This is a genomic window from Streptosporangium sp. NPDC001681 (assembly GCF_040298085.1).
Classification (GTDB): Bacteria; Actinomycetota; Actinomycetes; order Streptosporangiales; family Streptosporangiaceae; genus Streptosporangium.
Genome location: NZ_JBEOZN010000058.1, coordinates 17,059 through 41,215, shown reverse-complemented (window position 1 = coordinate 41,215; position 24,157 = coordinate 17,059). Strand labels below are relative to the sequence as shown.

General features: G+C 68.6%; 23 protein-coding genes and 1 pseudogene. 9 read left to right on the top strand and 15 right to left on the bottom strand.

Annotated features, from left to right (window positions below):
* The first annotated feature begins 105 nt into the window (after positions 1 to 105).
* Complete coding sequence (locus ABT130_RS25250) at positions 106 to 990, top strand: HAD family hydrolase (RefSeq protein ID WP_350959155.1); 885 nt, start codon at positions 106 to 108, stop codon at positions 988 to 990.
* A 47-nt stretch (positions 991 to 1,037) separates the two neighbouring features.
* Here ABT130_RS25250 and ABT130_RS25245 read toward each other — a convergent pair whose 3' ends face one another.
* From ABT130_RS25245 to proC, 9 genes are all read right to left on the bottom strand, one after another.
* Entirely contained in the window at positions 1,038 to 2,063 is a 1,026-nt protein-coding gene (locus tag ABT130_RS25245) for an alpha/beta fold hydrolase (RefSeq protein WP_350959153.1), read from the bottom strand.
* A 160-nt stretch (positions 2,064 to 2,223) separates the two neighbouring features.
* Positions 2,224 to 3,195, bottom strand: a complete 972-nt coding sequence (locus tag ABT130_RS25240; RefSeq protein ID WP_350959151.1) for a lysophospholipid acyltransferase family protein — start codon at positions 3,193 to 3,195, stop codon at positions 2,224 to 2,226.
* Complete coding sequence (locus ABT130_RS25235; protein WP_350918579.1) at positions 3,192 to 4,217, bottom strand: NAD-dependent epimerase/dehydratase family protein; 1,026 nt, start codon at positions 4,215 to 4,217, stop codon at positions 3,192 to 3,194. The genes ABT130_RS25240 and ABT130_RS25235 overlap by 4 nt, the downstream gene beginning before the upstream one ends.
* A gap of 23 nt (positions 4,218 to 4,240) precedes the next feature.
* The gene (locus ABT130_RS25230; protein ID WP_018654693.1) at positions 4,241 to 4,339 is read right to left on the bottom strand and encodes a 30S ribosomal protein bS22; all 99 of its coding nucleotides are present in this window, start codon (positions 4,337 to 4,339) and stop codon (positions 4,241 to 4,243) included.
* A 305-nt stretch (positions 4,340 to 4,644) separates the two neighbouring features.
* Complete coding sequence (locus ABT130_RS25225; protein WP_012887307.1) at positions 4,645 to 4,848, bottom strand: helix-turn-helix domain-containing protein; 204 nt, start codon at positions 4,846 to 4,848, stop codon at positions 4,645 to 4,647.
* 322 nt (positions 4,849 to 5,170) lie between these two features.
* On the bottom strand, positions 5,171 to 5,950 hold the full coding sequence (locus tag ABT130_RS25220) for a phosphatase (RefSeq protein WP_350959148.1): 780 nt from the start codon (positions 5,948 to 5,950) through the stop codon (positions 5,171 to 5,173).
* 36 nt (positions 5,951 to 5,986) lie between these two features.
* Positions 5,987 to 7,150: an acetoin utilization protein AcuC gene (locus ABT130_RS25215; protein WP_350918587.1), complete on the bottom strand. Its 1,164-nt coding sequence runs from the start codon at positions 7,148 to 7,150 to the stop codon at positions 5,987 to 5,989.
* Positions 7,151 to 7,365: 215 nt separating this feature from the next.
* Positions 7,366 to 8,604, bottom strand: a complete 1,239-nt coding sequence (locus ABT130_RS25210; RefSeq protein WP_350959146.1) for an MFS transporter — start codon at positions 8,602 to 8,604, stop codon at positions 7,366 to 7,368.
* An 86-nt stretch (positions 8,605 to 8,690) separates the two neighbouring features.
* A complete protein-coding gene (proC, locus tag ABT130_RS25205) occupies positions 8,691 to 9,485 on the bottom strand; it encodes a pyrroline-5-carboxylate reductase (protein ID WP_350959143.1) in 795 nt (264 codons plus the stop codon).
* Between the two features lie 261 nt (positions 9,486 to 9,746).
* On the opposite strand from proC, the gene ABT130_RS25200 reads away from it, so the two are divergent.
* The 7 genes and pseudogenes from ABT130_RS25200 (at position 9,747) to ABT130_RS25170 (ending at position 18,317) form a co-directional block, all read left to right on the top strand.
* Positions 9,747 to 10,220, top strand: coding sequence for a hypothetical protein (locus tag ABT130_RS25200; protein ID WP_350918596.1), 474 nt, complete (start codon positions 9,747 to 9,749; stop codon positions 10,218 to 10,220).
* A gap of 256 nt (positions 10,221 to 10,476) precedes the next feature.
* The gene (gene dnaK / locus ABT130_RS25195; protein WP_350959140.1) at positions 10,477 to 12,348 is read left to right on the top strand and encodes a molecular chaperone DnaK; all 1,872 of its coding nucleotides are present in this window, start codon (positions 10,477 to 10,479) and stop codon (positions 12,346 to 12,348) included.
* Positions 12,349 to 12,376: 28 nt separating this feature from the next.
* Entirely contained in the window at positions 12,377 to 12,997 is a 621-nt protein-coding gene (grpE, locus tag ABT130_RS25190; RefSeq protein ID WP_350918602.1) for a nucleotide exchange factor GrpE, read from the top strand.
* A gap of 34 nt (positions 12,998 to 13,031) precedes the next feature.
* Entirely contained in the window at positions 13,032 to 14,231 is a 1,200-nt protein-coding gene (gene dnaJ, locus ABT130_RS25185; protein ID WP_350959137.1) for a molecular chaperone DnaJ, read from the top strand.
* A gap of 2 nt (positions 14,232 to 14,233) precedes the next feature.
* Positions 14,234 to 14,486 (top strand): annotated as a pseudogene (locus ABT130_RS25180) (heat shock protein transcriptional repressor HspR); the annotation flags it as partial.
* Between the two features lie 240 nt (positions 14,487 to 14,726).
* Entirely contained in the window at positions 14,727 to 17,309 is a 2,583-nt protein-coding gene (gene clpB / locus ABT130_RS25175; RefSeq protein WP_350959134.1) for an ATP-dependent chaperone ClpB, read from the top strand.
* Positions 17,310 to 17,429: 120 nt separating this feature from the next.
* Positions 17,430 to 18,317, top strand: a complete 888-nt coding sequence (locus ABT130_RS25170) for a hypothetical protein (RefSeq protein ID WP_350959131.1) — start codon at positions 17,430 to 17,432, stop codon at positions 18,315 to 18,317.
* Between the two features lie 81 nt (positions 18,318 to 18,398).
* On the opposite strand, the gene ABT130_RS25165 is transcribed toward ABT130_RS25170, so the two are convergent.
* Positions 18,399 to 18,938, bottom strand: a complete 540-nt coding sequence (locus ABT130_RS25165; protein ID WP_350918614.1) for a tetratricopeptide repeat protein — start codon at positions 18,936 to 18,938, stop codon at positions 18,399 to 18,401.
* Positions 18,939 to 19,107: 169 nt separating this feature from the next.
* Between ABT130_RS25165 and ABT130_RS25160 the strand changes: the two genes are divergently transcribed.
* Positions 19,108 to 19,803: a hypothetical protein gene (locus tag ABT130_RS25160; RefSeq protein WP_350959128.1), complete on the top strand. Its 696-nt coding sequence runs from the start codon at positions 19,108 to 19,110 to the stop codon at positions 19,801 to 19,803.
* Here the strand turns inward: ABT130_RS25160 and ABT130_RS25155 are convergent.
* The 5 genes from ABT130_RS25155 to ABT130_RS25130 form a co-directional block, all read right to left on the bottom strand.
* Entirely contained in the window at positions 19,779 to 20,339 is a 561-nt protein-coding gene (locus ABT130_RS25155; protein WP_350918693.1) for a TetR family transcriptional regulator, read from the bottom strand. The genes ABT130_RS25160 and ABT130_RS25155 overlap by 25 nt on opposite strands.
* A 200-nt stretch (positions 20,340 to 20,539) precedes the next feature.
* Entirely contained in the window at positions 20,540 to 21,649 is a 1,110-nt protein-coding gene (locus ABT130_RS25150; protein ID WP_350959125.1) for a CapA family protein, read from the bottom strand.
* Positions 21,650 to 22,190: 541 nt separating this feature from the next.
* Positions 22,191 to 22,415, bottom strand: coding sequence for a DUF397 domain-containing protein (locus tag ABT130_RS25140; RefSeq protein ID WP_350918623.1), 225 nt, complete (start codon positions 22,413 to 22,415; stop codon positions 22,191 to 22,193).
* 381 nt (positions 22,416 to 22,796) lie between these two features.
* A complete protein-coding gene (locus ABT130_RS25135) occupies positions 22,797 to 23,003 on the bottom strand; it encodes a DUF397 domain-containing protein (protein WP_350918626.1) in 207 nt (68 codons plus the stop codon).
* A 32-nt stretch (positions 23,004 to 23,035) separates the two neighbouring features.
* Complete coding sequence (locus ABT130_RS25130) at positions 23,036 to 23,896, bottom strand: helix-turn-helix domain-containing protein (protein WP_350959122.1); 861 nt, start codon at positions 23,894 to 23,896, stop codon at positions 23,036 to 23,038.
* Positions 23,897 to 24,157 lie beyond the last annotated feature (261 nt).

Here is a 24,157-nt window from a genome sequence, read left to right as displayed (position 1 = left end):
CTGTTCCGTCCAGGTCATGCCATGCCGTATGACATCGAGACGTCACATTGGGCTAACACGGCGGCTACCGATCTACCCCCCGTGTCCCGGTTAAGCTGAGGTGCTATGAGGCGGCTACTACGACGACGGGGCGAAACGGCGACGGTCGGGGAGCAGGCGGCCGGGGAGGTCGCGGCCGCGGCCGCCGTGGCGATGCCGATGGCCGAACCCGACCCGGTGGCCGCCGCCTTCTTCGACGTCGACAACACCATGATGCGCGGCGCGTCCATCTACCACTTCGCCCGGGGCCTCGCCTCCCGGGGCCTGTTCACCAGCAAGGACCTGTTCAGGTTCGCGCTCGGCCAGGCGGTCTTCCGGGTCCGCGGCGACGAGAACCCGGCCCACATCGCAGAGGCCAGGGAGACCGCGCTGGCGTTCGTGGCGGGCAGCAAGGTCGAGGAGATCATCCGGCTCGGTGAGGAGATCTACGACGAGGTGATGGCCGACCGCATCTGGGCGGGCACCCGCGCCATCGCGCAGGCACACCTCGACGCCGGCCAGCGAGTCTGGCTGGTCACCGCGACCCCGGTGGAGCTGGCCCGCGTGATCGCCCAGCGCCTCGGCCTGACCGGTGCCCTCGGCACCGTCGCCGAGACCGAGAACGGCGTCTACACCGGCCGCCTGGTCGGCGACCTGCTCCACGGCCCGGCCAAGGCGGAGGCCGTCAGGGCTCTGGCCCGCAGGGAGGGGCTCGATCTGACCCGCTGCTCCGCCTACAGCGACTCGGCGAACGACCTGCCGCTGCTCTCCCTGGTCGGCCACGCCACCGCGATCAACCCCGACGCCGAGTTGCGCGACTTCGCCAGGGAGAACGGCTGGGAGATAAGGGACTTCCGCACGGGGCGTAAGGCGACCTTGATCGGCCTGCCCATCGCGGCGGGCGCCGGGGCCATCGCGGGGAGCATCGCCGCCGCCATCGCCCTGCGCCGCCACTACCGTTCCGGCGGCTGACCCGCCCGCCGCTCCGGCGCCCGCAGGACGGCCTGGCGCGGCTCCGGTCAGCCTGCCGTACCGGCGGCCGTGATCCGGTCCAGCAGCGCGGACAGTTCCCGGTTGACGGCCTCCGGGCGTTCCAGGCCGATCATGTGACCGGCCTCGGGGAACACGACCAGCCTGGCGCCCGGCACGGCCTCGGCGATGCGCCTGCTGTGCGCCGGTGGAGTGAGACGGTCACGGTCCCCGACCATGACAAGCGTCTCGACCCCGCCGAACGCGGCCAGCGCGGCCAGCTTGTCGTGGATGAGGAAGTCACGAAAGAAGCCGACCATGACCTCCGTCGGGGTGGCCGCGGCCATGTCGTTGACGAAGCGCACGTGCTCGCGCGGGGCGCGGGGCCCGAAGGCGACGTACCGGGTCACCGGCAGGTTGGTGCGAGATTTGAGGGCCACGCCGCGGTCGATGAGCGTGCCCCTGGCCAGCATGCGTTCGAACATGAGGGGCGTGACGCGCGGGGCGAGCCGCCCGATCGGCCCGGGGAGCCCGAACGTGCTGCCGTTCAGCTGCCCGGACGACGTGCTCAGCAGGGCCACTCCCGCCACCCTGGCGGCGAACGTCTCCGGATGCCGCCCGGCGAACGCCATGACCGTCATACCGCCCATGGAGTGGCCGACGAGGAGCACCGGCAACCCCTCGGGCACGGTGGCCTCGATCACCGCGGCGAGGTCGTCACCAAGCCGGTCGACGGTGCAGGCGTCGAGGGCACCCGCCGAGGAGGCGCCGTGCCCGCGCTGGTCGTAGAAGATCAGGGTGGCCCGGCCGGCGAGCGCCTCGCGCTGGAAGTGCCAGCAGTGCCTGTTCATCACCCAACCGTGTGTGAAGATCACAGCCAGCTCGGGCGCCCCGGCCTCCTCGATGTCGACCGCGAGCCGCACGCCGTCACCGGTGGTGACGGTGGCCGACCGGCCGCGGTGCCCGCCGAGCACCGTGCCCGCGTACGCCCTGCGCCGCCGTACGGCGACTCCCAGTACCGCCCCCACGGCCAGCCCGGCGATGGCGGCCCCTGTCGCGGTACGGCCTGCGCCCATGACCACTCCCTTGATCCGGAAGACCGATGTTGAGCGCACCATACCGACGGAAAGCACTCGTTGTTAGACGTCGTGACTAATAAAAACCACCCCCGTTTGTCCGCCGGGCGCGCGCTCGCGCGACAGGTCTCCATCCGGATCGGCGGGAGGCCGGAGAGCCTCAGAAGAAGGGCGGGAACGCGTGGCCGCGCTGGAGCCGGAGCTCGTCCAGCTGCTGCTGGATGGTCTCCCGGACCTGGTCCGTGAGGTTGAGGACCAGCATCGGGTCGTCGGCGTCGGCCGGGGCGAACTCGTCGGTACGGATCGGCTCACCGAAGCTGATCATCCACTTGGACGGGAGCGGGACCAGCCCGAGGAGCCCGAACCAGGGGAACAGCGGCGTGACCGGCAGGTAGGGAAGGCCGAACACCCTGGCCAGGAGACGCAGGTCACCGATCTTGGGGTAGATCTCCTCGGCGCCCACGATGGCGCAGGGAACGATCGGCACGCCCGCGCGGATGGCGGAGGCGACGAAGCCGCCCCGCCCGAAGCGCTGCAACCGGTAGCGATCGGAGAACGGCTTGCCGACCCCCTTGAACCCCTCGGGAAAGACACCGACGAGTTCGCCCTTGCGGAGCAGCCGGTCGGCGTCCTCGCGGCAGGCGAGGGTGTGGCCGGTCTTACGGGACAGATGCCCGAGCACCGGGAGCCGGTAGACCAGGTCGGCCCCCAGCAGGCGGAGCGCGCGGCGCGCGGGATGTTCGTCGTGCAGGGCCACCTGCAGCATGAGCCCGTCAAGCGGGATGGTGCCCGAGTGATTGGCCACGACCAGGGCGCCGGAGTCGTCGGGCACGTTGTGCAGGCCGACGGTCTCGGTGCGAAACCAGTGGCGGTACAGCGGGCGGATCAGCTCCAGCAGCACCCTGTCGGTGAGCTCGGGATCGAACCCGAACTCGTCGACCTCGTACTCTCCGCTCACCCGGCGCCGCAGGAAGGCGAGCAGTTCGGCCAGCCTCTGATCGTCGCCTCCGCCCGCCGGCGGCCCGGGGAAAGGCTCGTCCGGCGTCTCCTCGGCGACAGGCTCGCCAAAGGTGCGGGCGCCGGTGATGGGAATCACCTCGGCCTCCCGGCCCTCCCCTGCCGTCTCGGTCATTCCGTCACCGCCCGGGACAGCACGTCCATCATGGCGGCGGGAAGACCACCGGCCAGATCCCGCGCGCGGATGAAATCCTCGAAGGCGGTGGCGGTGGAGAACTTCGGCTTCCAGCCGAGAGCCGCGGACAGCAGGGTGGTGTCGACCACCCGGCCGTGACACATCAGGCGGAGTTGCTCGGGGGAGAAGTCGACCAGCCCCGCACCGCGGGCGAGGTCGCCCATGAGACCGAAGACGGGAGAGGGCATCGGAAGCGAAAGCAGGCCCACCCTGCGCGCGCACTGCGACAGGAGCAGCACGCCGTCCCCGGCCACGTTGAACGTGCCGGGGTGGTCCTCCATCGCCATCCGCCGCAGCACCTCGACCGCGTCGTCCTCGTGAACGAACTGCAGCCGCGGGTCGAACCCGAACACGGTCGGCAGGACGGGCTGGGCGAAGTAACGCGTCAGTGGGGAGTCGACGCCGGGACCCATGAAGTTGGCGAATCTGAGCGTCGACACGACCATGTCGCGGCGCCGCCTGGCAAAGCCCCGGACATAGCCCTCCACCTCGGAGGCGTCCTTGGCATAGCCGTGGCTCGGCGGCTCGGCAGGCTCGGCGTTCTCCGTGAAGACCGCGGGATCGTGCGGGGAGGAACCATAGACGGCGGTGGTGGAGCGCACGACGACACGGCGGACCGTCGCGGACCGCTGACAGGCACCGAGCAACTGCATGGTGCCGATGACGTTGTGCTCCTTCATGAGTGCCCGGCCACCGCTCCGGGGAGGAGCGCTCACCAGGCTCATGTGAACGACGGTGTCGATGTCGGCGGCCGCGATCACCTGCGCGATGTCGGGGCTGCGCAGATCGACGCGGACGAACTCCGTCCGGCCGAGAGGTACGCCGCCATCACCTGAGAGCGAGGGCGGCGGCACCGTATCCACTCCGATGACCCGGTCGATATCCGGGTCATCCGCGAGAACGCTCGCCACTCGGGCGCCGATGTGGCGCGAGACCCCGGTGACAAGCACGGTGTGGGTCATCGGCGCCTCGCAGATCCGCGCTGTTACTTCTTGTTACGCCGCTGGATGCGGGTCTTCTTCAGAAGCTTGCGGTGCTTCTTCTTCGCCATGCGCTTACGGCGCTTCTTGATCACAGAGCCCACGGGACCCCCAGGTAGCTGGTAGCCGAGAATGTCAAACCGGCATGCGATAGCACACCGGCACAACAGACTACCGGCGATCCACGGTAGATCGCCCCTGGGGGGACCCCGGGCACATCAACTCACGACGTGGCGTACACGTCGCTACCTCGACGAGACAGCGGCCTGTCACACACCGGTCGCACCGGAAATCATGCTCCGGCACGACCGGAAGGGACAGACTCACGAGCCGTCAGCGCGCCTCGCCCACCTCACGGCCGGATGTTCCCTCCACCGGCCGCTCGGCTCGGCGCGCCGAGCCCCCTGTCTCAACCTGCCTCGATGTAGGCATCCCTGAGATAATCGTGCACCGCCTGCTCAGGCACCCGGAAGGATCGACCGACCCGGATGGCCGGCAGCTCGCCCGAATGCACGAGTCGGTACACAGTCATCTTGGACACCCTCATGACAGTGGCCACTTCTGCCACCGTCAGGAACTTCACCTCGCTGAGAGGTCTTTCGCCTGCACCCATCGGACGCCTCTTCCGCACGTGTATCCGGGTTATCCCCACTGGTGCCATTGCTCACGCACGTGTACTGCCGTCAGCGTAAGTCGGGAGGCCGGGCACGCAAACCCCCTATTTTCTCAGCCCTCTGAGCCTCACGTCAGTGAAACCGACAAAATCGCTGGCCAGCAGCCGGACCGTGCCCCTTTTTTCGATCTTGGAACGGACCAACTGTCTCCTATTAGAGTCGCCCACAATCACCAAAAAGTTGGCAAACGGTCGGCGAGCTCCGTGGAATGCAGGCGCGAAATACCTGTATAGGGATGACCCAATTTGCGCATCCCCCGTCTCAGAGGGCTCGTGCGACCCTCTCGACCAGGTGGTGTGTCAGCGGTTCGTAATACCTCGGTAGCACGTTGTCATCGAGCGGGACGGTCACCGCGATCTTGCCCTCGGCCTCCCCGACGAAGAGCGCGGGGTCGTTGCTGTCGGCGAATCCGACGGTGAGGATGCCCGCCTCGCCCGCCGCTCCGGCCCAGCCGTGATCGGCGATCACCAGATCGGGACGGTCCGCGTCGAGCTCGGCGATCATGGCCCGCATCGGGGCGGGGTCGTGGGTGTGCACGAAGGCGCCCTTGTCGTCGAGCATCGCGACGTCGTCCAGATAACGGATCTTGCGCCTGCGGCCGAACCCGCTGCCCCAGTACGACCACCCCTCGGCCGGGCTCATCAGGATCGCCCCGCGCGCCCTGAGCATCCGGGCCAGGGCCAGGTGAATGGTGAGCAGGCCGGTGGGGTGCCCGGTGGCGATCAGGATCTGCGGATTCTCCCTGCCGAGCACTCCCGCGATCGTGTCGCCCATCTTCTCGACCGCCTCGATCGTACGGTCGGGGTCGATGGTGTCCTGACCCTCCCGGTGCAGCGGATCGGCCACCACCCCGGCGGACTTGGCCATCAACTCCAGCACGTCCCGATAGGACCAGGCCCCGTCCACGGTCAGCCCGAACATGTAGTGCGGATCACGGTTGGCCAGCGACCGGTAGTGGTCCAGGTTGTTCTCCCGGCTGGTCGCCACATCACCGGCGATCCGAGTCCGGACCAGGTGCTCACGAAGCTCAGCACGAGTCATCGGTATACCAGTCCAATTCGCCCACGGACACTCGTGTCACGGGAGGGGGTCGAGGCCGTGGAAGGGGAAGATGGCTTTTCTTGTCGCCATGATGGCTCGGTCGATCGGGTCTGCTGGGTCATAACCGGCGGAGAAATCGCTGAATTCCGGATTCCGGCCATCGGTCAGCGTCAGGGGTGCCGACTGGTTGGTCCGTTCCTTGACGAACGTGCGCCACGCCTCGGGAGTGGCGGTCCTCGGGTCGAGCGGGTGGCCCGCCACCTCCGCGATCAGGTGGGTCCACGCCCGGGGCACGACCTGCACCAGCTCGTACCCTCCACCGCCGGTCACGATCCATCGCCCGCCCGCGGTCTCGTGGGCCAGCTCGTGCAGCGCCGCGTACGCCAGGCGCTGACCGTCCAGGCTGAGCATCAGGTTGGCCAGCGGGTCGAGGGCGTGACTGTCGCAGCCGTGCTGGGTGACCAGGACCTCGGGGGCGAACTCCCGCAGCAGCGGCGGGACCACCGCGTGGAAGGCCCGAAGCCAGTCGCTGTCGCCGCATCCGGCGGGTAGGGCCACGTTGACCGCGGTGCCCTCCGCGCCGCTCTCATTGGGGAAGCCCGTACCGGGGAAGAGCGTGCGGGGGCTCTCGTGCAGGCTGATGGTGAGAACCCTGGGATCGTCATAGAACATCGCCTGCACGCCGTCGCCGTGGTGCACGTCCACGTCCACGTAGGCGACCCTGGACGCGCCCTGAGCCAGCAGCCACGCGATCGCCACCCCCGGGTCGTTGTAGACGCAGAACCCGCTCGCCAGGGCGGGCATCGCGTGGTGCAGGCCGCCCGCGACGTTGACCGCGTGCTCGACCTCGCCGGTCCACACCGCGCGGGCCGCGGCCAGGCTGGCCCCGGTGATCAGCGCGGACGCCTCGTGGACCCCGACGAAGGCGGGATTGTCCTCGGTGCCGAGCCCGCAGGTCAGGTCGCGTCGCCCGGTGGCGGAGACCCGTTTGACCGCCTCGATGTAGTCACGCTTGTGAACGAGCGCCAGCTCGTCGTCGGTGGCGGGCGTGCATCCGCTCATCTCCACCAGGTCCAGCACGCCCAGTTCCCTGGCCAGCGCCATGGTCAGCTCGACCCGCACGGGCGCGAGCGGGTGCCCCGGCCCGAAATCGTAGGAGATGAGCGCATCGTCCCAGACAACCCGCACGGATCGGCTCATGCGCACTCCCTGTCTGGTCGCGACGCCACGCGCCACGGCCCGATCTTCCTACTCCCGGCTCGACGTTACCGCACGTGTACGGAATGCGGTTTACGCACGCGTCTCGGAGGACAGGGCGGTTTTCATCTGAGCGAAATATCCTAATTTATTGCTATTAACAGTTCCGTATGCCGGGACATGAGACCGCTGCCCGGAGCACCCTCCGGGCGGTGTGGTCAGGTGGGGTGCACCCGGCGCAGTCCCCGGACAGCGGGTACCAGGAGTAGTGAGGCGCATCCGGCGACCGCCACGATCGAGGACACGGTCAGCAACTGCGGCGCACCCACCACCCCTGCCACCGGGCCGGCGAGCACCTGGCCGATCGGGACGAACAGGGTCGAGCCGGCGACCTCGTAGGCGGTGACCCGGTTGAGCGCCTCCGCGGGCACCTGGGTCTGGACGCTCGTGGCCCACATGACCGACCAGAACGCCCATCCCGCGCCGCCGATCACATGCGCGGCCATGAGGACCCCCTGCGGCGATGCCAGGGCGATGGAGAGCGGCTCCAGGGCGAAGCCGAACAGGCCGATCGCGCCGGCCATCAGCGGCCGTCCCGGGCGGACCCGCATGGCGATCAGACCGCCGACGACAGTGCCCGCGCCCGAGGCGGACATGACCAGGCCGTAGGCGGTCTCGCTGAGCCGCTCGGTGATCAGCACCGAGCCCAGCGGAATCATCGGGCCGAACAGGGTGACGCCGAAGACCGTCCAGACCAGGATCACCGACCACATCCAGGTCCTGGACCGGAACTCCTGCCAGCCACCGCGCAGGTCACGCCAGACCGACCGCGCCACGGCCTGGAAGGCGACCGCGGGCAGGCGCAGGAGGAGCAGGCAGACCGCGCTGACGGCGAACCCCGCGGCCTCGATCGCGAAGACGACGCCGACCCCCCAGAAGCCGACGATGGCACCGGCGACCCCCGGCCCGGCCAGCATCATGATCGACTCGGAGACGCGCAGGGTGGCGTTGGCCTTCTGCACGTCCCGCGCCACCCGCGGGACCGTACTGGAGACCCCCGGCTGGTACATCGCGGCGGCGACACCGTTGACCACGGAGATGACGAGGATCTGCCAGAGGTCCGGCCTGCCGGAGATGAACAGCGCCGCGCTGATCCCCTGGGTCACCATCCGGACCGTGTCGGCGCCGATCATCATGCGGCGCGGCGTGAACCTGTCGGCGAACACCCCGCCGAACAGGATCAGCACCGCGAAGGGCGCCATCCAGGCGGCCAGCGCCAGCCCCACCCCGGTGGGACCGTAACCGAGCCCGCCCACCCCCACCGCCGTCGCGAACGGCACCATCGACGCGCCGAGCATGGAGATCGATCTGGCGGTGAAGAAGAGCAGGAAGCTCCGTGTCCAGACGGAGGGACCGCCGAGTTCCCGCTGATCATCATCCAGTACGGCCTGCCCCACGATGGCCCCATCTCCCCCGAAGTTCCGCGGAAAATGATGCCGTTATATAGGAAAATTTCCTAATAGATTTCCTGGCGGGGGCGAGCTCAGCCCTCGGCGAGCTGGCGTCCCCTGTCCCTGGCGGCCTCGATGGCGGCCAGGAAGGCGGCTCGGACGCTGTGCCGCTCCAGTTCGGCGATGGCGGCGATGGTGGTGCCCCCCGGCGAGGTGACCGCCTCGCGCAGTATCACCGGGTGCTCGCCCGAGTCACGGAGCATGATCGCCGCGCCGACGATCGACTGGGTGACCATGTCAAGGGCCGCGGCACGGGGCATGCCGAGCAGGATTCCGGCGTCGACCATGGCCTCGACGAGATAGAAGAAGTAGGCGGGACCGCTGCCCGACAGGGCCGTGGCCGCGTCCTGCTGCGCCTCGGGGATGCGCAGCACCTTGCCGACCGGGCTGAACAGGTTCTCGGCGCGCTTGAGGTGCTCCTCGGAGGCGTGCGCTCCCGCCGAGATCACGCTCATCGCCTCGTCGACCAGCACCGGCGTGTTGGACATGACCCGGACCACCGGGATCTCGGCACCGAGCCGCGACTCGACGAACGAGGTCGTGATCCCCGCCGCCGCCGAGATGACCAGCCGGTCGGCCGGCAGGTGCGCCGCGATCTCGGCGAGCAGGAACCCCATGTCCTGCGGCTTGACCGCGAGGATGATCGTGTCGGCGCTCTTGGCCGCCTCGGCGTTGGAGACCACCCGTATGCCGTACTGCTTCGCGAGGGCCTCGCCCCGCTCGGCACGTCGTGCCGTCGCCATCACGTCGCCCGGCTTGAACCCGGCTCTGAGCAGCCCGGACAGCAGGGCCTCCCCCATCTTGCCGGTTCCAAGAATCGCGATCATGTGAGCACCTCGAAATCAGGGATCGAAACTCCTCGCAGCCTATCGGCCCCGTCTTCCCACGAAATCATCCAGCGCCGCTGGGTAGTGGCGATGTATGTGGACATACGCCATCGACATAAACCGCCGTGCACCACGGGCCGACCGCACTACCCGTCGACAATGACCTCGTCACGGTCTCGGCGGTCATGGCCGAGGTACGACAGCGCGACATCGGGGTGCCCTGAACCGTCCAGGGGCCCGATCCGTCTTAGGGGTATGCGTATGATCGCGACTCCCATCCTGGCCGGAAGCCTCCTGCTGGCGCTGGGCTGCGGTACCGAACCCAGCGCCACCCCCTCGCAGCCGGTGAGCCGGAGCACCGCCCTTCCCGGCGGTCCCTCGGAGCCGGCGAGCCACACCGTGGCCCCTCGGGACGAACCCACCGGTGGCGGCCCCAGACCGACGAGGCCGGAGGGCCACACCGAGAATCCCCGCAAGGTCAGGTGGCTGAAGGCGACCCCGTCGAAGGACGGCCGGAGCCTGCGGATCATCTGGTGGTCCGGGGTGGAGCCGTGCAACGTGCTCGACCGGGTCACCGTACGGGAGACCTCCAAGCGGGTGACCGTCACCCTGTGGGAGGGCCCGAGCAGCAAGGCCCAGAACGTCGCCTGCATCGAGATCGCCATCCAGAAGGTGACGACGGTCAAGCTCAAGAAGCCGCTCGGCTCCCGCAAGGTGGTCGACGGCGCCCGCTGACGCGGTGCCCTCCGGGGCTCGCGCGTCCAGAACGGGCCCCCGTCGGCGGTGACCGGACGGCCTCCGGTCACCGCCGGGAACGACCATGCGCGTTCCCTCGTCGGAGGGGATGAAGGATCCCGCCCGTTTCCCGGAAATCGGGAATGCTTCCACGCGGTCGAAGGTTGAGCCCAATAGACTCAAGTCGTTTGACAAACCTCGCGCGAGGTTCCACTATGAGTGGCATCGACTCAACTTTGACTACAAGGACGTACTCATGGCACGTGCGGTAGGTATCGACCTGGGGACGACCAACTCCGTCGTCTCGATTCTTGAGGGCGGTGAGCCCACCGTCATCGCCAACGCCCAGGGTTCGCGGACCACGCCGTCCGTGGTCGCCTTCGCGAAGAACGGCGAGGTCCTCGTCGGAGAGGTCGCCAAGCGGCAGGCCGTCACCAACGTCGACCGGACGATTCGCTCGGTCAAGCGCGAGATGGGCACCAACTGGACCGTCGAGATCGACGGCAAGAAGTTCTCCCCGCAGCAGATCAGCGCCTTCGTCCTGCAGAAGCTCAAGCAGGACGCCGAAGCCTACCTGGGCGAGAAGATCACCGACGCGGTGATCACCGTTCCCGCCTACTTCAACGACGCTCAGCGTCAGGCCACCCAGGAAGCCGGCACCATCGCCGGCCTCAACGTGCTGCGCATCATCAACGAGCCCACCGCCGCGGCGCTCGCCTACGGCCTGGACAAGGACAAGGACGAGACCATCCTCGTCTTCGACCTCGGCGGCGGCACCTTCGACGTGTCCCTGCTCGACGTCGGCCAGGAGGACGGCCACGGCTTCGTCGAGGTCAAGGCCACCAGCGGCGACAACCACCTCGGTGGTGACGACTGGGACCAGCGCGTCGTCGACGAGCTCGCCACCCGGTTCAAGAACGCCCACGGCGTCGACCTGACCAAGGACAAGATGGCCCTCCAGCGCCTGCGTGAGGCCGCGGAGAAGGCCAAGATCGAGCTCTCCAGCCAGTCGGAGACCTCCATCAACCTGCCCTACATCACCGCCTCGGCCGAGGGTCCCCTCCACCTGGAGGAGAAGCTCACCCGCGCCGAGTTCCAGCGGCTCACCGCCGACCTGCTCGAGCGGTGCAAGGGCCCGTTCAACCAGGTCGTCAAGGACGCCGGCATCAAGGTCTCCGACATCGCCCACGTGGTGCTCGTCGGCGGCTCGACCCGCATGCCCGCCGTCGCCGACCTCGTCAAGGAGCTGACCGGCGGCAAGGAGCCCAACAAGGGCGTCAACCCGGACGAGGTCGTGGCCATCGGCGCCGCCCTCCAGGCCGGTGTGCTCAAGGGCGAGGTCAAGGACGTCCTGCTGCTCGACGTGACCCCGCTGAGCCTGGGCATCGAGACCAAGGGCGGGATCTTCACCAAGATCATCGAGCGCAACACCACGATCCCGACCAAGCGCTCCGAGGTCTTCACCACGGCCGAGGACAACCAGCCGTCGGTGCAGATCCAGGTCTACCAGGGCGAGCGCGAGATCGCGGCGTACAACAAGAAGCTGGCCACCTTCGAGCTGACCGGCATCGCCCCGGCGCCGCGCGGGATCCCGCAGATCGAGGTCACCTTCGACATCGACGCCAACGGCATCGTCAACGTCTCCGCCAAGGACCTCGGCACCGGCAAGGAGCAGACGATGACGATCACCGGCGGCTCCGCGCTGCCGAAGGACGACATCGAGCGCATGATGCGCGAGGCCGAGTCCTACGCCGACGAGGACAAGAAGCGCCGCGAAGAGGCCGAGACGCGCAACAACGCCGACTCGCTCGTCTACCAGACCGAGAAGTTCCTCGGCGAGAACGCCGAGAAGGTCCCGGAGGACATCAAGAACGAGGTCAACGAGGCCGTCGCCGAGCTCAAGAAGGCCCTGGAGGGCACCGACTCGTCCGAGATCCGCGCCTCCGCGGAGAAGCTCGCCACGGTCAGCCAGAAGATGGGCTCCGCCATCTACGCCCAGTCGCAGGCCTCCGAGGCCCCGACCGGCGCCCCCGGGGCGGACGCCACCGCCGGGCAGAAGGCGGACGACGATGTGGTCGAGGCCGAGATCGTGGACGACGACCCGAAGCGCGACAGCGGCACCAAGTGACGGCCGGCAAGTCGAGGGGAGCAGCAGCGTGAGCACGCGCGAGAACGGTTCCGAGGAGGAGCCGGTGATCCGCGACAACCGGAAGATAGACCCGGAGACGGGACAGGTCCGCGAGACGGCCCCGGCGGAGGCCACGGGTCAGAACGACAAGGAGCAGGCCGACAGGTCGTCCTCCTCGTCCTCCCTGGCATCGGACCTCGCCTCGATCGAGCTGGCCACCCAGCTCGCCGAGCGCACCGCGGACCTGCAGCGTCTTCAGGCCGAGTATTCCAACTATCGCAAGCGGGTCGAGCGGGACCGGGCCCTGGTCAAGGAGCAGGCGGTGGCCGGCGCGCTGGCCGAACTGCTCCCTGTCCTGGACGACATCGGCCGGGCCCGCGACCACGGCGAGCTGACCGGCGGTTTCGCCAAGGTGAGCGAGTCGCTGGAGGCGGCCACGGGGAAACTGGGGCTGAGCGCCTTCGGCACCAAGGGCGAACCGTTCGACCCGACGGTGCACGAGGCCCTGATGCACAGTTACTCCCCCGACGTCACAGAGCCGACCTGCGTGGAGATCCTGCAGCCCGGTTACCGGATCGGCGAGCGAGTGCTCCGCCCCGCGCGAGTCGCGGTGGCCGAGCCCGAAGAGCCCGCCGCGGACGACAACTGACCCCCCAAGATCCAATCTCTGTGAAGGAACGTGGATGAGCACCAAGGACTACTTGGAGAAGGACTACTACGCCGTCCTTGGTGTGCCCAAGACCGCCACGGCCGATGAGATCAAGAAGGCGTACCGGAAGCTGGCCAGGAAGTACCACCCTGACGCCAACCCCGGAAGCTCGGCGACCTCCGAGAGCACCGCCAAGTTCAAGGAGGTCTCCGAGGCCTACGACATCCTGTCCGACACCAAGCGCCGCAAGGAGTACGACGAGGCGCGGACGCTGTTCGGATCGGGTCTGGGCGGCTACGCGGGGACCGGAGGGGCTCCGCGCACCGGCTCGGGCGGGTTCCCGTTCGACCTGGGAGACCTCTTCGGGGGCACCCACCAGCAGAGCGGCGCCGGGGAGCGCATCGGCGACATCTTCGGCGGCCTCTTCAACCGGGGTGGCGCGAGCCGCCCCGGCGGGACGTCGACCAGGGCACGGCGCGGCCAGGACATCGAGTCCGAGGTCTCGCTCTCCTTCTCCGAGGCGGTGGAGGGCACCACGGTCTCGCTCCGTCTGACCAGTTCCTCCGCGTGCACCACGTGCGGGGGAACCGGCGCCAAGGCCGGCACCACCCCGCGGGTCTGCCCGACCTGCGAGGGCACCGGGGCGGCCAGCCGCAACCTCGGAAACTTCGCCTTCTCCGAGCCGTGCCGCGACTGCAAGGGCCGCGGCCTGCTGGTGGACGACCCGTGCCAGGTGTGCGAGGGGAGCGGGCGGGGCAAGAGCACCCGAACGATCCAGGCCCGCATCCCGGCAGGGGTCGGCGACGGCCAGCGCATCAAGATCAAGGCGAAGGGCGCGCCCGGGGAGAACGGCGGCCCCGCCGGTGACCTCTACGTCCAGATCCACGTCAAGCCGCACTCCGTGTTCGGCAGGACGGGTGAGAACCTGACGGTCACCGTTCCGGTCACCTTCACCGAGGCGGCGCTGGGAGCCGAGATCAAGGTGCCGATTCTCAAGGGAATGCCGGTCACGCTGCGCATCCCCGAGGGCACCCCGAACGGCCGCACCTTCCGGGTGCGCGGCAGGGGTGTGGCACGCAAGGACGGCACCAAGGGCGATCTGCTCGCCACGATCGAGGTTCTGGTGCCACAGCAGCTGGAGGACAAGGCGAGAGGGGCCCTTGAGGAGTTCCGCGACGCCACCTCGGGTGGTGACCCACGGGCGGACCTCATCGAACAGGCCAGAAGCGAGTAGCCATGGAAGCCAACTACTTCGATCTGTCGGATGACACACCCGTCTATGTGATCTCGGTGGCCGCCCAGCTGTCAGGTCTGCACCCGCAGACCCTTCGCCAGTACGACCGTCTCGGCCTGGTCAGCCCAGGCCGTACGGCGGGACGCGGACGCCTGTACTCCACCCGCGACATCATGATGCTCCGCGAGGTCCAGCGGCTCTCCCAGGAGGAGGGCATCAACCTCGCGGGCATCAAGCGAATCCTGGTCCTTGAGACGGAGGCCCTGCGCCTGCGTGACGAGAACCACCGTCTCCGCGCGGAGATGAACATGATCCGCGCCCTCATCCAGTACCAGCTGCCTCCCGCCTGAAAATCTCACGGGGAGATCACCGGACAGGGGCGTCCTCACCGCGACACGCCGACGCCGGCGCCGGCGTCATGCCGTGAGAACGCGCCGGTGACCGGGCTGAGGGGAGGGCCGCGATACGAGCGGCCCTGAACTACGAGGGAAGTCAATGGACTACAAGCTCACCCAGAAGAGTCAGGCGGCGGTCTCCTCCGCCATCCGGCGGGCAGCCGCGGAGGGTAACCCCGAGGTCGCCCCGGCCCATCTGTTCACCTCACTGCTCGCCCAGACCGGTGGCACCGCGGTGCCCCTGCTCGAAGCGGTGGGCGCCGACTGGAAGCAGTTGCGGATCGAGGCCGAGAAGCAGCTCGCGGCCCTGCCGAAGGCGCAGGGCGCCACGGTCAGCGCCCCGTCGAGCTCCCGGCAGCTTCTCACCGTGATGAACACGGCGGCCCAGCGGGCCCGCGGCCTTGAGGACGACTACGTCTCGACCGAACACCTGCTGGTCGGTCTCGCCACGGACGGCGGCCCCATCGCCGAACTGCTCAAATCGCGCGGCGCGAGCCCGAACGCGCTGCTCGACGCCTTCGAGAAGGTACGCGGGCACGCCAGGGTGACCAGCGAGACGCCCGAGGACACCTACCAGGCGCTGGAGAAGTACGGGATCGACCTGACCGAGCGGGCCCGGGCGGGCAAGCTCGATCCGGTGATCGGCCGCGACTCGGAGATCCGGCGCGTCGTCCAGGTGCTCAGCCGCCGTACCAAGAACAACCCGGTGCTCATCGGCGAGCCCGGCGTCGGAAAGACCGCCGTGGTGGAGGGGCTGGCCCAGCGGATCGTCGCGGGTGACGTGCCCTCCAGCCTGCGCGACAAGCGCCTGATCGCGCTCGACCTGGGCGCGATGGTCGCCGGCGCCAAGTACCGCGGCGAGTTCGAGGAACGTCTCAAGGCGGTGCTCGGGGAGATCAAGGAGAGTGACGGCCAGGTCGTCACCTTCATCGACGAGCTGCACACCATGGTCGGCGCGGGCGCCGGCGAGGGCGCGATGGACGCGGGCAACATGCTCAAGCCCATGCTGGCCCGCGGCGAGCTGAGGATGATCGGCGCCACCACGCTGGACGAGTACCGCGAGCGCATCGAGAAGGACCCCGCGCTGGAGCGGCGGTTCCAGCAGGTCTACGTGGGCGAGCCCACCGTCGAGGACACGATCGCCATCCTGCGCGGCCTCAAGGGGCGCTACGAGGCACACCACCAGGTCCAGATCGCCGACGGCGCACTCGTGGCCGCCGCCGCCCTCTCCGACCGCTACATCACCTCCCGCTTCCTGCCCGACAAGGCGATCGACCTTGTCGACGAGGCCGCCTCCCGGCTCCGCATGGAGATCGACTCCCGTCCCGTCGAGATCGACCAGCTCCAGCGGAACGTGGACCGGATGAAGATGGAGGAGCTGGCGCTCGCCAAGGAGACCGACGAGAGCAGCCTGCAGAGGCTGGAGCGGCTCCGCGGGGAACTCGCCGACCGCCAGGAGGAGCTCAACGCCCTGGTCGGCCGGTGGGAGCAGGAGAAGGCCGGGCTCAACCGGGTCGGTGACCTGAAGAAGCAGATCGACGAGGTGCGGAGCGCCGCCGAGCGCGCGCAGCGCGACGGCGACTTCGAGGCCGCCTCGCGGCTGATGTACGCCGAGGTGCCCAGCCTGGAGGCCAAGCTCGCCGAGGCCAGCAAGGCCGCCCAGCCCGAGAACCCGATGGTCAAGGAGGAGGTCGGCGCCGACGACATCGCCCAGGTCATCTCCTCGTGGACCGGCATCCCCGCAGGCCGGCTGCTCGAAGGCGAGACCAGCAAGCTGCTCCGCATGGAGGAGGAACTCGGCAGGCGGCTGATCGGCCAGCGGCAGGCGGTCGAAGCGGTCTCCGACGCCGTACGGCGAGCGCGGGCCGGCATCTCCGACCCGGACCGGCCGACCGGCAGTTTCCTGTTCCTCGGCCCGACGGGCGTCGGCAAGACGGAGCTGGCCAAGGCGCTGGCGGACTTCCTGTTCGACGACGAGCGGGCGATGGTCCGCATCGACATGAGCGAGTACGGCGAGAAGCACAGCGTCTCGCGGCTGGTGGGCGCCCCACCCGGTTACGTGGGCTACGAGGAGGGCGGCCAGCTCACCGAGGCCGTGCGGCGCAGGCCGTACACCGTGGTGCTGCTGGACGAGGTCGAGAAGGCCCACCCCGAGGTCTTCGACATCCTGCTCCAGGTGCTCGACGACGGGCGGCTCACCGACGGACAGGGCCGGACCGTCGACTTCCGCAACGTGATCCTGATCCTCACCTCCAACATCGGCTCGCAGTTCCTCGTGGACCCGAGCATGGCGAAGGAGGATCAGCGGACCGCCGTGATGGCCGCGGTCAGGAGCTCGTTCAAGCCCGAGTTCCTCAACCGGCTCGACGACGTGATCCAGTTCGACGCACTCGGCACCGAGGAGCTCTCCCGGATCGTGGACCTGCAGGTGACCCACCTGGCCAGGCGCCTGGCGGACCGGCGGCTCACGCTGACGGTGACCCCGGCGGCACGCGACTGGCTGGCGCTGACGGGCTACGACCCGCTGTACGGCGCGCGCCCGCTCCGCCGCCTCGTCCAGTCCGCGATCGGCGACAAGCTGGCCAAGGAGGTGCTCTCCGGCGAGGTCCAGGACGGCGACGAGGTGCTGGTCGACCTCGACGAGGCGAGCGACTCCCTGAACATCGGTCCGGTAAGGGCTTGACCATCACCGGATGGGGCCCGGTAATGGCTCGACCACCATTGGGTTAAGCACGCCCCTGGGCAAGACCCCCCTGTTACGTTCGGCAGTCATCGGATTACCGAACGCAACAGGGGGATGTGCATGTCGCACTCATCACGGAACATCAGGGGAATCCTCGCGGTGGCGCTGCTCACCGCCGGCGCCGGCTGGACCATGGTCTCTCCGGCCTCGGCGGAGGTCGCGCCCTGCCAGGAGCGCGAGACGGCAGGGGCAGCGCAGGCGCCCGGGGCCATGGCGGCCGCCTGCGAGGAGGCCGGCGACGTCGGAGGCACCGCGGCAGCCGACGGGACGACGACCACCGGCGACGCCGGGACGCCGGCGATCGCAGACGGTTCCGGGGCATCGGTGACCGCGAACATCGGCGAGACGCCGGTCGCGACGGACGGCGCCGGGGCGTCGGTGACCGCCGGCACCGGCGAGATGCCGGTGACCGCGGACCGGCTCGCGCACGTCACCGAACTGCCGGATCTCTCCCAGGCCTCAGCACTGGTCAGCTTCGCCGATGCCGGAGGCGTCGCCGCGGGCACCGGCTTCCACGCGTTGCCCTTCGGGCTGTCGAGCCTTCCCGGTCACGAGTGGACGAACTCCTGGGTGAGCATCGTGGCCGACGCGCCGGACCTGCCCGGCCTGCCGGGCGCGCCGGGCGCTCCCAGCGACGGCATCAGCTGGCTGCGGGCCCCGGTGCCCCCGGCGCCCGAGCGACCCGCCGAAGCGGAGGTCACGCCGGACGACGACACGGCGCCGCTGCCCCAGCCGGCCCAGGCGGACGCCGTCACCGAGGACCTGCCGTCGGCCGAAACGCCGGCGGTGGAGCCTCCGGCCGTCGCACGCCCGGAGGCCCCCACGGCGCCGGAGACTCCCACGGTGCCGGACACCTCCGCGGGCGAGGCCGCCACCACGGAGGGCGGCGCGGAGCTTTCCGTCCTCCCCGCGCTGGAGAGGACGATCCCGGGCCTCAATGTGGGGTAACCACCGGATCGCGAACCACCATGGAGGAAGGGTCGTGCCCCAACGGGCACGGCCCTTTCCCGGTTTCGGGGCAGGCCGCCGTCAGCACGAAGCGTCGAGGAGGGCGTCGAGTTCGTCTTCGGGGAGCCCGAGGTCGACGCGGATCCGGTAGCGGGTTCTGAGCAGGGCGATGTGCTCACCACCGCCCTCCACCGCCCGGTGCGCCCCCTCGGTGGCCCACCGATGGGCCTCCCCGAGGTCTCCGTAGGCGACGAGCGTCTCAGCGACCGTGAGAGCGGTGGCCGCGGTGACCTCGCCGACCGCGTGAATCGCCGCGATCACCTCTCTCGCCTCGTCCGGCTGTTCGAGCTCGAAAAGAGTGTCGGCGATCCCGGCCCGGGGATCGACGCTCACCTCGCCACCGTCGTCCACCGCCCGCTGGAAGCAGTCAAGGGCCCGAGCGGGCTGTCCGGCCTGCCGCCACTCCTCGGCGGCGAGCACGAGGATCGCCGCCCGCGACATGTCGCCGGACGCGTACGCCTCGACCAGGGCTTCGAGTCGCCGAGCCAGGGCTTCGTGATCGTCGGCCAGAAGTGCCTGCTCAAGCAATCGATCAAGTTGCTCACGTGTCACATGCGCCACATCGCGAGAGTACCGAGCGACGCTCGACCGCGTACGGCCAACGGCAGGTATTGGCCATATGACCTTGAGTAAACGAACGACTACGGTGCGCGTGTTTCTCCAGTAAAACGGGCATATGAGCGATGACTCCTGCTAGGGGAGCACATCATTGGGAGGAGCTGCGATGGGCATGTCCAGGCAGACGGCCTTCACCCTGATGCTTCTCCTGGCCTTCTCCGTGATCGTTCCGGGGTCCGCCGGATATCTGTCGGTCAAGATGGAGGCGATCGGTCAGGCCCACCAGGAGCTGCTCACCCTGGAGAGCAGGCTCCGTCATGAGAAGCTCGCCGCCCGGATCAAGAGGATGGAGCGGGTCCATCGGGCGCGACGTCTCCAACCGGTCACCCCCTCCGAGCCCGTCCGGAGCTCCCGCGTCGAGTCGGGGACGCTGCCGCCCGGACCCGGCACGGTCGTAACGGTGCCGATCGAGCCGGGCGCGGAGTGGCCGCGCGAGAGACCGCCGCGCGTGCAACGGCAGGATGCGCAGCGGCAGAGCCCCCAGAGACCGGGAACGGCCTGGCAGAACCCGCAGGGGCCGGAAGCGCAGAGACTGCTGGAAGCGCCGAGACCGACGGCACAGAGGCGCGTCGAGACCGGGACGGCCGGGGCAGCCGAGGCGGCCGGCGGGACCTTCGCGCAGGAGCGGTGGTCCCAGCTCGAACGCCGGGGCCAGGTCCGGCAGTATCGGGAACGGCTCACCGACGCGGGGCCCGTGTTCGCCACGCCGGACTCGACCGGCGGCGGGAACCCGCGTGAGGGCACCGGCGAGTCTCTCGAAGAGAACCTTCTCCCCCAGCTCTCTCAGCCCGAGACCCGGGCGAACTGACGGTTCAGGTAGCCACGGATCAGGCGCTTGGCCTCGGCCACGAGCTGCGGGTCGCCGTTCGGATCACGGCGGAACGCCAGCTTGAGCACCGCGTCTCCGGCCTCCACCGCGACCAGGATGGCCAGGTCGAACTCCTCGCTGTCGGCCAGGCCGTACTCCTGCAGGAGGAGGCCACGCAGCCGTCCGGCGATCACCGTGTTGTTCTCAGAACCGGCGTCGAGCAGGTTGAGGTCCACCACGTCGCCGAAGTGCAGGGACCGGAAACCCGGCACGGTCCTGTGCATCTCCACGTACTCATCGATGATCGCGTCGACCGCGTCCCACCAGCCCGCGTAGTCCTCCGACAGGAAGCGTCTCCCGATCCGGGAGACGAACCCCTCGATGTGACGCCGGGTCACCGCCTGGGCGATGGCCCGTTTGTCGGGAAAGAACTGGTAGACCGAGCCGATCGCGACCCCCGCGCGCTCGGCGATCCGTGTGGTGGAAAGCGCGTCGTAGCCGATCTCGTCCAGCAGGTCGGCGCACGCGTCGAGCATTCGCTCCACGCGCCGTGCGCTCCGTCGCTGGCTGGGCTGACGCCGCAGTGGGACTTCGCAGGGCTCCTCGGCGGGCACGATGGACACCCCACCATCTTGCCCGCCTGACGCCGTCAGGTCAGTGCTTATTCGTCATTGAAGCGCTCCCCACGGCTAAAACGGCGACGCGGCACGGGGAGGACGGGGCCGGTCCGGCTCGGTCAGCCGGACTGACCGGGTCTGGCGGCCAGTCCGGTGCAGTCGCGCAGCGCCTTCCAGTTCGCGATGGCCTGCTGCCGCCCGAGCCCGGTGATCGGGATCGGCACCCCGCCCTGGATGCTGGCCGGGGTCCACTGGTCCTTGAGCACCCTGCGGCCGTTGATCGTCAGGGTGAGCACGCCGGTCCTGCCGGTCTCCGGGCCCCAGTTGTAGAAGACGAAGTTACCCATGCCGTAGTTGACGTAGCTGTTCTTCAGGTAGCCGCCGCCGAGCAGGATGTGCGCGTGGCCGCCCACGATGACATCCGCCCCGGCCGCGACCAGCTTGGGCGCCAGGCCGCGCTGCGCCTCGTTGGGGCACTTCTGCAGTTCGGTGCCCCAGTGCAGGTGGACGATCACGGTGTCGGAGTTCTTGCGGGCCCTGCGCACCTCCTGGATCAACCGCGCCTCGTTCTTGGCCGAGGCGAGGCCGGCCTTGTCACCGGAGGCGGTCCACGCCCCGACGAACTCCGCGTCCAGCACCTGGGTGGCGCCGATGATGGCGACGCGGTTGCCGTTCACGGTGGTCCGCCACGGCCGGTAGGCCTCGGCCTCGTTCCTGCCCACGCCCACAACGGGGAATTTGGCGCGTTTTATGGCGGCGAGGGAGTCGGTCAACCCGCTCTGCATGTAGTCCATGCCGTGGTTGTTCGCCAGGGACGCCACGTCCACCCCTGACGCCTTCAGCGCGGTCAGCGCGGCCGCCGGAGCGCGGAAGGTGTACTGCTTGCCCGGGGCGGGGGTGCCACCGGTGGTGATCGCGGTCTCCAGGTTGACCATCGCCAGGTCGGAGCGGCTGAGCACCTTGGCGATCGGGCCGAGCGCGGTCTTCGGATCGGCGTTCAGACGGGTTCGCAGCACGCCCTCGAAGTGCACGTCGCCACCAAAGGAGATGGTGTACGGCTTGCGCTCGGGGGTAGGCGTGGGCTCCGCCTGGGGGGTCGGCTTCTCCTCGACGTCGGCGAGTGCGCCGGGGGTGACCGACTCGGCCGTGGAACAGGCCGCGAGGAGAACGGCTGAGGCGGTGATCGTGGCGGCCAGGGCAAGACGTCGGGCGGTGCTGTACGTGTCCATCGGTATCCGAGGATGCCATCTCACCCGCGATGTGTGGCACAACTCGCCCTACGAGATTCGATTCCTCAAAAGTTGAGTAAAACACTTATTCGAATAATTCAGCTTTAGACCGTACCGTGTCGTCCATGGAGGACCAGGGCCGGTGCGCTCGGCAGCCCCGACACCCGGCGTGACCCGCGCGGCTTCGCGCTGAGGTTCTACACCGAAGAGGGCGACTACCACATCGTCGGCGACAACCCGTCGACCTTCTTCCACCGGCCGCGCCCACCTGGTGAGCAACGTCGTCGGCCACGCCTCCGCCCCGAAGGTCACCGCCGAGACGAAGAAGCGCGTCGTGGAGTACTGGACGAACATCCACAAGGGCCTCGGCCAGGGCCCGGGGGTCACCGCCGAACAGTCACATCCTCTCCTCGTACGGCTCGTACCTTCGACAGGTGCGGGCCATGCGGCTTCTCCCCCGGTTTCCCGGAGAGACCGCCCCCGGGACGCGAAAGGGGCCTGACCACCGTTGGGCAAGCCCCCGTCCGAGGTGCGGAACCGTTCAGAAGTCGAACTCCCCACCCTTCACCCCACCGACGAACGCGGCCCATCCGGCATGGCCGAAAACGAGCACCGGTCCTTCCCGGTCCTTGCTGTCGCGCACGCCCACTTCGCGTCCGGAGAGCCTTGCCACCTCCACACAGTTACCATTGAGGGAACTGTGGCTGCTCTTCTTCCAGATCAACGCATCACCTGATTCCATGCCCGTCCTCTCACCCAACAGCACCAATGCCAGAATTTCATCGGGAAGCCAAGGAAAGGCAAGACTCTTACATGGAATAGTCCGCTAACCAGCGGGTTTATCGCGCCAGGCCCCATACCGGGAAACCGGCGACGGTGGAGCCCATGGTTCCCCCCACCATCTGCACCCACATGGGCATCCCCGTCGGCGTCGCCCGCCTGAGGCGCCTCGGGCCGCGGGGCGGGTATTCCACCAAGATCGTTGATCGCCCGGCACACCGCCTCCATCCAGCGGTCGGCGACGGGCCCGTGAACCTCGAACCGGATGTACGGCTTCGCGGCCCGGCAGTTCTCGGCCCGCACGAGGCGGTGAGAGGTGCCCGGGGAAACGGCCCGCGGCCATCGGCCGGCGGGCCGTTCTCATCTCTCAGAGATGTAATCCGTCTTTCTTGATCGCGCCGACGAAGACTCCCCACTCCTCGCGGGTGAAGACCAGGACCGGCCCTGACCGTTCCTTGCTGTCCCGGACCCCCATGTGGCCCCCGTCCAGCGCCGCCACCTCGACACAGTTCCCGTTCACGGAACTGAGCGAGCTTTTCTTCCACTCAGCGGCGCTGATATGTTTCTCGTTCATTTGTCTTCCAATATGTGCATAGCGGCCTGCCGCTATCTTTCCCAGTACTCCGTTGTGTTTCTTATCAGTTCCTGCGACGCCGCCTCGTCCAGAGCCCGCTCCGCCAGATGGCCGAAGGCCCGTTCGTACCCGTAGACCATTTCCGCGTCCTCTATGAACCGTCCACCGAACAGGGACTCCAGATAGACGACATCGGGGAAGTCGGAGAACGTCAGGTGCACGAAGGTGCCCGTGGACACCGGCGGCGGAACGTCCTGGGGCAGGATCCGTATCTCCACGTGCGGTAACCGGGAGATCTCGATCAGATGCAGCAGTTGGTCTCGCATGACCTGGGCGTCGCCGTACTGGTTCTTCAGCACGGACTCGTGGAAGACGCTTATGTGCGTCAGCGGTCGCGGCGCGTGCAGCAGGGTGTGCTGGCGCATCATCCGGATCTCCGCGCGATCCTGAAACCAGCTCGACGGTAGCTGGCTGGCGTGTTGACCCGCCGCGAGGACCTCCCGGGCGTATTCCTTCGTCTGGAGAAGGCCGGGCACGACCTGGGGTTCCCAGTTTCGCGTCATGGTGGCCTCCGCCTCCATCCCGATGAGCGTGATGTAGTCATCGGGGACGGAACTCCGATACCTCTCCCACCACCCCTTCCGGGCGGCGTCGTGTCGCAGCGCGACCAGAGCCTCCCGGAGGTGCTCGTCGACCCGGTAGAGCCCGCAGAGCGCCTCGACGTCCTCCTCCTTGGCCAGCGTCTTGGCGGTCTCGATGCGGCTGACCTTGGCGGTCGACCACCCGAGACGGTCGGACACCTCGTCACCGGTCATGTTCAGTCCTTCGCGGAGCCGGCGAAGCTCCATGCCCAGCCGACGCCGGCGGAGCGCTGGACTACCACGTTCCGGCATCACGACCTCCTCGCCATGACGGGCGGGTGGACGTCATGGCCTCGACAGGAACCAGACGAATGGTAGTGCAAATTACACTGTCGTTTGCAGTGTATTCGGAGAAGTTTATTGCTTTTTTCCTTACGGCAAGTCTTGCAGGGAAATCTCTACTGAGCGACTATCAGAACAGGAAGGTTCTCGGAAGATCGGGGAATCCACCGGTGATCATCCGGGGGATGTCTTCGAGGACCTCCGCGAATCGCGCGCGGGGCGAAACGTGCG